This window comes from Ureibacillus massiliensis 4400831 = CIP 108448 = CCUG 49529, from assembly GCF_000772965.1.
GTDB lineage: Bacteria > Bacillota > Bacilli > Bacillales_A > Planococcaceae > Ureibacillus > Ureibacillus massiliensis.
In genome coordinates, this window is record NZ_JPVQ01000020.1 from 57,758 (window position 1) to 66,133 (window position 8,376).

At 33.4% G+C, this 8,376-nt stretch carries 8 protein-coding genes and 1 riboswitch; of the genes, 5 read left to right on the forward strand and 3 right to left on the reverse strand.

The genetic code is table 11. From position 1 onward, the window contains the following. Window positions 1-119 precede the first annotated feature (119 nt). A complete protein-coding gene (locus tag CD30_RS11620; RefSeq protein WP_036177053.1) occupies window positions 120-1,970 on the forward strand; it encodes a zinc ribbon domain-containing protein in 1,851 nt (616 codons plus the stop codon). Between the two features lie 143 nt (window positions 1,971-2,113). On the opposite strand, the gene fur is transcribed toward CD30_RS11620, so the two are convergent. The 3 genes from fur to CD30_RS11635 form a co-directional block, all read right to left on the reverse strand. After that, a complete protein-coding gene (gene fur, locus CD30_RS11625; protein ID WP_036177054.1) occupies window positions 2,114-2,566 on the reverse strand; it encodes a ferric iron uptake transcriptional regulator in 453 nt (150 codons plus the stop codon). 65 nt (window positions 2,567-2,631) lie between these two features. Further along, on the reverse strand, window positions 2,632-3,141 hold the full coding sequence (locus CD30_RS11630; protein ID WP_036177056.1) for a hypothetical protein: 510 nt from the start codon (window positions 3,139-3,141) through the stop codon (window positions 2,632-2,634). Between the two features lie 106 nt (window positions 3,142-3,247). Further along, window positions 3,248-3,790, reverse strand: a complete 543-nt coding sequence (locus CD30_RS11635; protein ID WP_036177058.1) for an NUDIX hydrolase — start codon at window positions 3,788-3,790, stop codon at window positions 3,248-3,250. 89 nt (window positions 3,791-3,879) lie between these two features. Here CD30_RS11635 and CD30_RS11640 point away from each other — a divergent pair, with 89 nt between their 5' ends. From CD30_RS11640 to CD30_RS11655, 4 genes are all read left to right on the forward strand, one after another. After that, the gene (locus CD30_RS11640) at window positions 3,880-4,779 is read left to right on the forward strand and encodes an aldo/keto reductase (RefSeq protein WP_036177060.1); all 900 of its coding nucleotides are present in this window, start codon (window positions 3,880-3,882) and stop codon (window positions 4,777-4,779) included. Next, the gene (locus CD30_RS11645; RefSeq protein WP_036177062.1) at window positions 4,776-5,273 is read left to right on the forward strand and encodes a VanZ family protein; all 498 of its coding nucleotides are present in this window, start codon (window positions 4,776-4,778) and stop codon (window positions 5,271-5,273) included. The genes CD30_RS11640 and CD30_RS11645 overlap by 4 nt, the downstream gene beginning before the upstream one ends. A gap of 395 nt (window positions 5,274-5,668) precedes the next feature. Continuing rightward, window positions 5,669-5,745: riboswitch (glycine riboswitch) on the forward strand. Between the two features lie 255 nt (window positions 5,746-6,000). After that, window positions 6,001-7,341, forward strand: a complete 1,341-nt coding sequence (locus tag CD30_RS11650; RefSeq protein WP_036177064.1) for an amino acid permease — start codon at window positions 6,001-6,003, stop codon at window positions 7,339-7,341. Between the two features lie 107 nt (window positions 7,342-7,448). Next, entirely contained in the window at window positions 7,449-8,321 is an 873-nt protein-coding gene (locus tag CD30_RS11655) for an AraC family transcriptional regulator (RefSeq protein ID WP_036177066.1), read from the forward strand. Window positions 8,322-8,376: the final 55 nt, after the last annotated feature.

The window sequence follows — 8,376 nt, forward strand, 5'->3', positions numbered from 1 at the left end:
CGAGAAAACCATTATTCGAAATAGAATAATTACAATATCCCTATAATTTCGTCTTTAATAGACATTTAGAATCATGGTATGATAGTTTCAGTGTTTTTTAATAAGGAAGGAGTTACGAAATGCGATTTTGTACGAATTGTGGGAAAGAGGCCGGTCATAACGAAAGATTTTGTTTAGAATGCGGTACAATGCTCCCATCAAGTAAGGAAAACAACCTAGAACAAATATCCTCTTCGAATGACCAACAAAGTCCACAAGACGAAATTGTTCAAAAAGTTTGTAACAACTGCGGAAAAATAGCAGACAATAATGAAAAATTTTGCTTAAACTGCGGAACATCATTACAAACAGATGCACCTCCTCTGTCGGAAGTAACAATTTATGAAATTGCTCCTTTTTCAATGGCAGATGAGCCTAAATCAGAAGAACATATTCCTTCTTCAAGTGATGAGCTTTTAGAAGATCAACCAACTGTGGAATTTGTTCCTACTCAACCGCAAACCTTGAATGAATTAGATCATACTCATGAAACGAATCAAATTTGCACGAATTGCGGAAGAGTACAAACAAAACTAGTAAGCTTCTGCTCAGAATGTGGAGCTCAACTTGCAGTAGATCCAGATTATGTACAGCCTTTTAAACCAAATGTTAACAAAGCGGTGAATAGACGCTCTCAATCAAATGCTCCTGAAGTTAAAGAGAAGAAACCTTTAGGCTTAGGAATGAAAATGACAATCGTTTCTTTGATAGTACTTATCCTATTAGTTATAGGAGCACACCTATACATACAAAAATCTCTAGATCCAAACAGTCAATTAGAAGCTATGAATAAATATTTCACCGAAGAAGATGCAGAGAAATTTTCTGAGGCATTTATATTCCCAGAAAAAACCATTGTAGATGCTAAATCATTTTATTATTTTATGGAAGATAATGACTGGTCGAATATGATCTACCCAGATTTACAGTATGCACTAACAGATTTTAAAGAAAACGGAGCTACACAATCATTAGAAGATAATAACGGTAATTTGTTAATCTCTATTGAGGAAGAACCTTATTTATTGTTTTATAAAAAAATTAATTTCCATGTTGAACCGGTAGAAGTTACGGTCGTTGCAAATACGAATGGGAATCCAGTGGAACTTACATTTGCAAACTTAGAAACTAAAGAAATTACAGACGATTCACTTAAACTTGGTTTATTTGCACCAGGTGAATATAAATACACCCTAAACATTAAGGATGATTATTTCGAGAAAGAATTGGAGGAATATGTCTCTATTAATGGAAAGGGTAATAATAAATATTCATTTGAAATCGACTTGAGTGAGAATGCAGTTCAATTAACTTCAGATATTGAAGATGCAATTATTTATATAAACGGTGAAAATACGAATAAAACTGCAAATGAAATCAACTTATTCGCAGCACCTCTCGATGGTTCAGTGGAAGTTTACGCAGAAGCGGTCAATGACGAAGGTGAAACGATTCAATCTGAAACAATTACATTAACTGATACAAGTCATCACCTAGTCTTTTCAGAAGTACAAGAACAAATGGCAATAGAAGAATTCCATAATATATACTCACAAGATGCTATTGATATGTACCAAAATTTCCGCGCAGATTATAATAACGCTATCAATGACACTGATTTTTCTTATGTGAGAGATTATTTCGTCAATGATTCAGAGCTATTCAAAAACTATGAAAAATACGTAGTAGATCACGAAAAAATTGAAGGTTTTGATTATCACTTCATATCAAATCAAGTAACAAAAACGGAGCCACTTTCTAGTAATAGTTTAGTTTTAGAAACCTATGAAGTATTTGTATTTACTTCTGAAGCAGATGGTACGTGGCATTACGAAAAAGCAAAACGATATACGATTGAATTAATTGATTATCAATTAAAAATTACGAATATCGAAGAATTCGGCGATTCTATAAAAAATAAGATAGATTAAGGATGAGTAAGCTGTTCAGATGTTGAGCAGCTTTTTCTCGCATACATGAAATAAATAAAAGTTCTTGAAGAATTTTTTTCATTTTGTATTAAAACAATAAAAAAGTACTGCATCTTTCTATGATACAGTACTTTGTTTTCTCATTATTTACTTTCACCATTATCATGGCATCTATGGCAAATCCCATGGAATGTTAAACGATGATCTTTAATAATAAAGTTCCATCTTTTTTCAACGACAGCTTCTACATCATCTAACAAATCCTCTTGAATCTCATCAACAGCACCACATTCAATACAAACTAAGTGGTGATGAAAATGCTTTGCCCCTTCTTGTCGTAAATCATAACGAGATACACCGTCACCAAAATTAATTTTATCGACAATTTTCAATTCAGTTAATAACTCTAAAGTTCGATACACAGTGGCTAAGCCAATTTCTGGTGCTTTATCTTTTACGAGTAAATACACATCTTCTGCACTTAGATGGTCTTCTTCATGTTCTAATAGCACTGCAACTGTCGCTTCACGCTGAGGTGTCAGTTTATAGCCAGCACTATGCAATTGCTTTTTTATACGATCAATACGGCTTTCCATATGACGCCCTCCTAAACTCATCTTATTATACCAAATGAGTAAAAAGGAATACAAGGCGTGATTCTTTAAAAAATGTAAGATATTACTATGATTTCAAAAGTACATATTATTGCAAAAATTACCAATAGTGAAACAAACAATTTTTTTTGGAAGAAATGTTTTCGAGTGCCTCCAACCTTTCTTATTGTATAAACAGAACAAAGGATTAATAGTAATATGCAATAAACAAGCTGGAACGGGAACCACCACAAGCTATATACTGTCATCGACTCCTGTTGAGTTAATAAAAACACAGAGCTAAAGCCAAAAAATGTTGCGCGAATTGCAACAATAAATTGAGCAAATAACGCTATATATGGATGTGTCGCCAAAAGAAGGACTAATATGATTGATATCGCAAGTGGTAAAATTGTTTGCCAAATCGACACATTTGAAGGGTCTATCACTCTTGCATCAATTAATTCAATTAATTGGATTGACTTGTCCAATGAAAAAATTTGAAAGCAAACAACACCACTGACAAAACTAATCGCTAATATAATTGCATATTGTATTAGTATAGTTGAACGGAACATAAGCATTCTCCTTTCGTTGTTACAGCTTATGCTCGTTCTCTATCAATATGCCGTCTCAGGTAGAATTGTTTTTCGAAAAAATCTATCAATTTTTGCACCCTTATTTTTAAGCTTTATTTAATTTCATCCATAGTACTGCAAATGCTGTTTTCGCATCAAAAATACGTTGATCTTTTACCATTTTCTCCGCTTCTTCCACAGTTACTTCCATTAAAGAAACAAATTCATCCTCATCTAATGCTGCTTTTTCTTCAATCTGATATAAATCTGTTGCAACAAATATATGAATAATTTCATCTGCAAATCCTGGTGATGTAGCAAATGATTGAACATAGGTTAAATTTTGACAACCATATCCTGTTTCTTCTTCTAGTTCTCTTCTAGCAGTCTGTTCAGGTGCCTCGCCCTTTTCCAGCTTCCCAGCAGGTATTTCAATGATTGAACGCTCTAGCGCTTTACGATACTGCTCAACAAGAACTAATTTCCCTTCATCACTTATTGCAATAATAGCGACAGCACCAGGATGATTTATAATCTCCCTTTTTGCCTCTTTCCCATTTGGTAAAATGACATCATCAATTTTAAGAGACACTACTTTCCCTTCGTAAATACTTTCTGATCGAATTGATTTTTCCTCAAATTTTTTCATATTAAGCTTCCTCACTTGTCGTTCTTTTTTGTTTCATTGTACCATTAAACTATTGGAGTAACAGTAATAGGAAAAGAGAGGTTCTTCTTATGAAAAAAAGAACATTAGGCAATAGCGCCATTGAGATTTCAGAACTAAGCTTTGGATGTATGTCACTTCCAACAAATTTAAAGGAAGCAAAACCAATCATTGAACGAGCGATTGAACATGGTATTAATTATTTCGATACCGCTGATTTGTACGATAAAGGAGTAAACGAAAAAATCGTTGGTGAAAGTTTAAAACCATATCGAAATCAAATTGTTCTTGCAACAAAGGTAGGTAATGTTTGGGATACAGATGGAGACACTTGGCATTGGGATGCTTCCCCTGCCCATATTGAAGAAGGATTGAAAAACAGTCTTGCTCGCTTAAAGACCGACTATATCGATTTATATCAATTACACGGTGGAACGATAGAGGATTCTTGGGATGAAATTATTGATACCTTTGAAAAATTAAAAAAAGAAGGTCTAATCCGCGAATATGGAATTTCGTCTATACGACCGAATGTTTTTAAACCATTTTTACAAAACAGTCATGCCGTATCTAATATGATGCAATATAGCATACTCGATCGTCGCCCAGAGGAGTGGTTTGATTTCATTGAAGATACTTCTTCATCTGTTGTTACACGCGGCTCTATAGCAAAAGGCTTATTAACAAGTGAATGGAAGTCTCGTCTTGAAAAATCAAATGGGTATATGTCTTATACAAAAGAAGAGCTCCAACAGCTGCTTCTTCAATTAGAAGAGACCTTTGGCGATTTACATGCTACAGCAATTGCATTTAATCTAAGTCATCCTGTCATTGCATCAACTGTAATAGGTGCTAGAACAATAGAACAACTGGATGAAAACGTGAAAGCATACAAAAAAGCACAACAAATTTCCGATTTATCCATCGTTCAAGAAATCGCAAAGTTTGATAAATATACAGATCATCGATGAAAAAATATATTGTATTTGGATTGATTGGACTTGTCATCTTATTTTTAATCTCTAGCATGCCCTATGAACAACAAACAATCATCCCTGAATTAAAAACTTTGCTATCGGATAAACCATTGTATGATTTCTTAAGTAAATTTGAATTTACCTACTGGGGTCGAACTATATCAGTTGAGACAAGAGGTTACTATTATTTTGTTGAATTTTTAATCCGTAAAGCTTTTCATGTTATAGGCTATGGCATCATTGGTCTTTTAATCTATTTGCTTTACCGTAAGTTGAAATTAAAGCTTGCTATCATTTATGCGATTGTAACAACTTTTTCTATCGCATGTCTTGATGAATTAAGACAAACCTTCGTTTCAGGACGTACAGGTGTTTTCGATGATGTACTTCTTGATACATTGGGGGCCATTACCTTTATCATTGGACTTAAATTATTATTTGTTATAAAGGAATTACTATTTTCTCGTCATAAGAAGAGTTCTATTTAGAGGCTGGGACAAAAGTAAATTTCGAATAAGAGACAATAGGATTAATTTGCTACCTAAATTCTAGGGACAGAATAAAAAACTAAAATACAATGAATCCTCCGAATTGCAGTTTTCTACTTATGTCCCAGTCTCTTTCTTTTACAATGGTTATAAAAGAATTCTTATTTATGTTCAAAATGGCTCGAATTTAGTTTTAAGTGCTTTTTATGACGCTATATTGCTATAAAAAACTACATGTATAGTTTAATAGTCTTGCATCAATTACTATAAATTGATAATATTTTAAAATATCATTTGAAATATATTATTACTATATTAGTAATATAATTTCAGCTACGGTGTCTTAACACCATCAAATTTATATTGGCGATGAATGCTATGGGTCCACTATAGCAGGAGCAATTTCTGGAGAGTTCGCATTTAGCGACGCCGAAGGGTTCACAATCTCAGGCAAAAGGACAGAAAAAGTAACAAATACGTTTGATTCTATTTGAATCATTGTATTTTTATTTGTTATTTTTTTAATTTCTTTGAGATGGTATCCTTACCATCTCTTTTTTTATTGGTACTGTTTAATATTTTAACTTCGTAGCACTATACCTATGGAAAATCATGCACGCAGGTATTTACAGAACCATTATTGAAAAGTCGACATTGCTCATTATTAGCAATGCCCTCAACTCTACCCGAGATTGTTTGCTCATATTATTTTTAGGGGGCTTACATTATGGAGCAGCAAGAATTAAAGCGAGATTTAAAAAATCGACATGTTCAATTAATAGCAATCGGTGGGACGATCGGTACAGGATTATTTTTAGGATCGGGAGCAGCGATTGAAAAAGCAGGTCCTTCTGTAATATTTGTCTATTTGATCATTGGGATTTCACTGTTTTTCGTTATGCGTTCATTAGGTGAAATGCTATTATCAAATGCTGGCTATCAATCATTTATTGATTTTGCCACAGATTATATTGGTAACTGGGCTGGCTATGTAACTGGCTGGACTTATTGGTTTTGTTGGATTATGACCGCTATGGCAGATATTATCGCCGTTGGGGTATATGTTCGTTTCTGGTTTGACATTCCTCAATGGATACCAGCACTTGTTTGTTTAGTCGTTTTACTTGGATTGAATTTATTGACTGTTAAATTATTTGGAGAATTAGAATTTTGGTTCGCCATCATTAAAGTAATCACAATTATTGCGTTAATTGTCATTGGGATTGTTATGATCATAACTGGTTTCCAAACTGACAACGGTTTTGTTTCTATCTCGAATTTATGGGAGCATGGCGGATTTTTCCCGAATGGTATGACAGGGTTTTTATTTGCCTTTCAAATGGTTGTATTTTCATTTGTGGGTGTTGAATTAGTTGGTGTTTCTGCAGCTGAAACCGCAAATCCTAAGAAAAACATTCCATCTGCTATAAATAAAATTCCAGTCCGAATTTTATTATTCTATGTAGGGGCGATTTTCGTCATTTTATGTATTAATCCATGGACAGAGTTGAATGCTTCAAGTAGTCCCTTTGTACAAGTATTTTCTTTAGTTGGTATTCCAGTTGCTGCAGGCATTATTAATTTTGTTGTGTTAACATCAGCAGCCTCTGCAGGTAACAGCGGCTTATTTTCAACGAGTCGCAATATGTTTAATTTAAGTAAAAATCGTCAAGGCCCTAAACTATTTGCTAAATTAAATAAAAATCATGTACCAAGCAATGCATTGATTACATCTGCAGTTGTTCTTTCGATTGGAGCATTGTTAAGCTATGTTTTACCCGATACGGCATTTAGTATTGTAACAACTATCAGTGCAATTTGTTTTATTTGGGTATGGAGTATTATTTTAATTGCTCATTTAATTTATTTAAAGAAACGGCCAGACCTTCATAGGAAGTCTAAATTCAAAGCACCGTTAGCACCGTTTATCAACTATGTTGTCCTGTTACTATTTGCAGCGATTATCGTGATCATGTTTGTTGCAGATGAAACTCGTCCAGCATTATTATTAACACCTGTTTGGTTTATTATTTTATTCTTTTGGTATGGTATGAGAAATCAGAAGTAATATAAACAACTAATCATAAAAAACGAATTCCGATATACTCCGTCTTAAAAATGTCGAGTAAATAATGAATTTTACCGATACTATGGATTTGTGAAGGAGGGAAATGAATGTTACAACAATTCAATCAATTAATGGACTACATTGAACCCCATTTGACAGAAGAAATCTCTGGAAAAGAAATCTCAAAAATTGTAGGATTATCTGATTATCATTTTAAAAGAATGTTTTCGTATATGGCCGGAATGTCTTTAAATGAGTATATTAAAAACAGAAGATTATCCGTTGCAAATGTTGAATTAATTAACGGTGCAAAAGTGACGGATATTGCCTATAAATATGGCTATCAATCGGTAGAAGGATTTTCAAGAGCCTTTCGTGAATGGATTGGTTTTTTACCTTCAGAAGTAGCGAAAAACAAAATACAAAAATCATTTCCCAAATTTACTTTCATTATTAATGTAAGAGGAGGTATATCAATGGAATTCAAAATTGAAAAGAAAGAGAAGTTTAATATAGTAGGTGTTTCGAAAAGAGTGCCCATTCAATTCGAAGGTGTTAATAATGCGATCTCAGAACTAGCCCAGTCGATAACACTACAACAAAGAGATGAAATGCACAAATTAGGCGATTTATATCCTCATCAAGTGTTGAATATATCCTATGATTTTGACGAAGGTTACTTAGAAGAAAAAGGCTATCTAACGCATATGATAGGCTTTGCAACGACACAAGAAAATCCATTCGATGATTTAGAGCAACTTTCTATTGAAGAAAGCCTATGGGCAATTTTCCCTAACCAAGGACCATTTCCTGCTACCTTCCAAGAAACACATGCAAAAATATATTCTGAATGGTTACCGTATTCAGGTTATGAAATATTGGATCTACCGGGGATTTCTTTTATAAAATACAATGATTCTTCGGAAAATGTGTATAGCGAAATATGGATGGCTGTAAAAGAAAAAAGAGCTAGCGAATAAAAAGGATTTTTCTGTGAAAATAAATCAAACCTTCGGTCTTTGAATAATACTATTT

What these genes read in the sequence shown, in the direction of transcription:
- CD30_RS11645 (WP_036177062.1), top strand. Translation starts at nt 4,776, where the DNA reads ATGAAAAAATATATTGTATTTGGATTGATTGGACTTGTCATCTTATTT.
- CD30_RS11640 (WP_036177060.1), top strand. Translation starts at nt 3,880, where the DNA reads ATGAAAAAAAGAACATTAGGCAATAGCGCCATTGAGATTTCAGAACTA.
- CD30_RS11650 (WP_036177064.1), top strand. Translation starts at nt 6,001, where the DNA reads ATGGAGCAGCAAGAATTAAAGCGAGATTTAAAAAATCGACATGTTCAA.
- CD30_RS11620 (WP_036177053.1), top strand. Translation starts at nt 120, where the DNA reads ATGCGATTTTGTACGAATTGTGGGAAAGAGGCCGGTCATAACGAAAGA.
- CD30_RS11635 (WP_036177058.1), bottom strand. Translation starts at nt 3,790, where the DNA reads ATGAAAAAATTTGAGGAAAAATCAATTCGATCAGAAAGTATTTACGAA.
- fur (WP_036177054.1), bottom strand. Translation starts at nt 2,566, where the DNA reads ATGGAAAGCCGTATTGATCGTATAAAAAAGCAATTGCATAGTGCTGGC.
- CD30_RS11630 (WP_036177056.1), bottom strand. Translation starts at nt 3,141, where the DNA reads ATGTTCCGTTCAACTATACTAATACAATATGCAATTATATTAGCGATT.
- CD30_RS11655 (WP_036177066.1), top strand. Translation starts at nt 7,449, where the DNA reads ATGTTACAACAATTCAATCAATTAATGGACTACATTGAACCCCATTTG.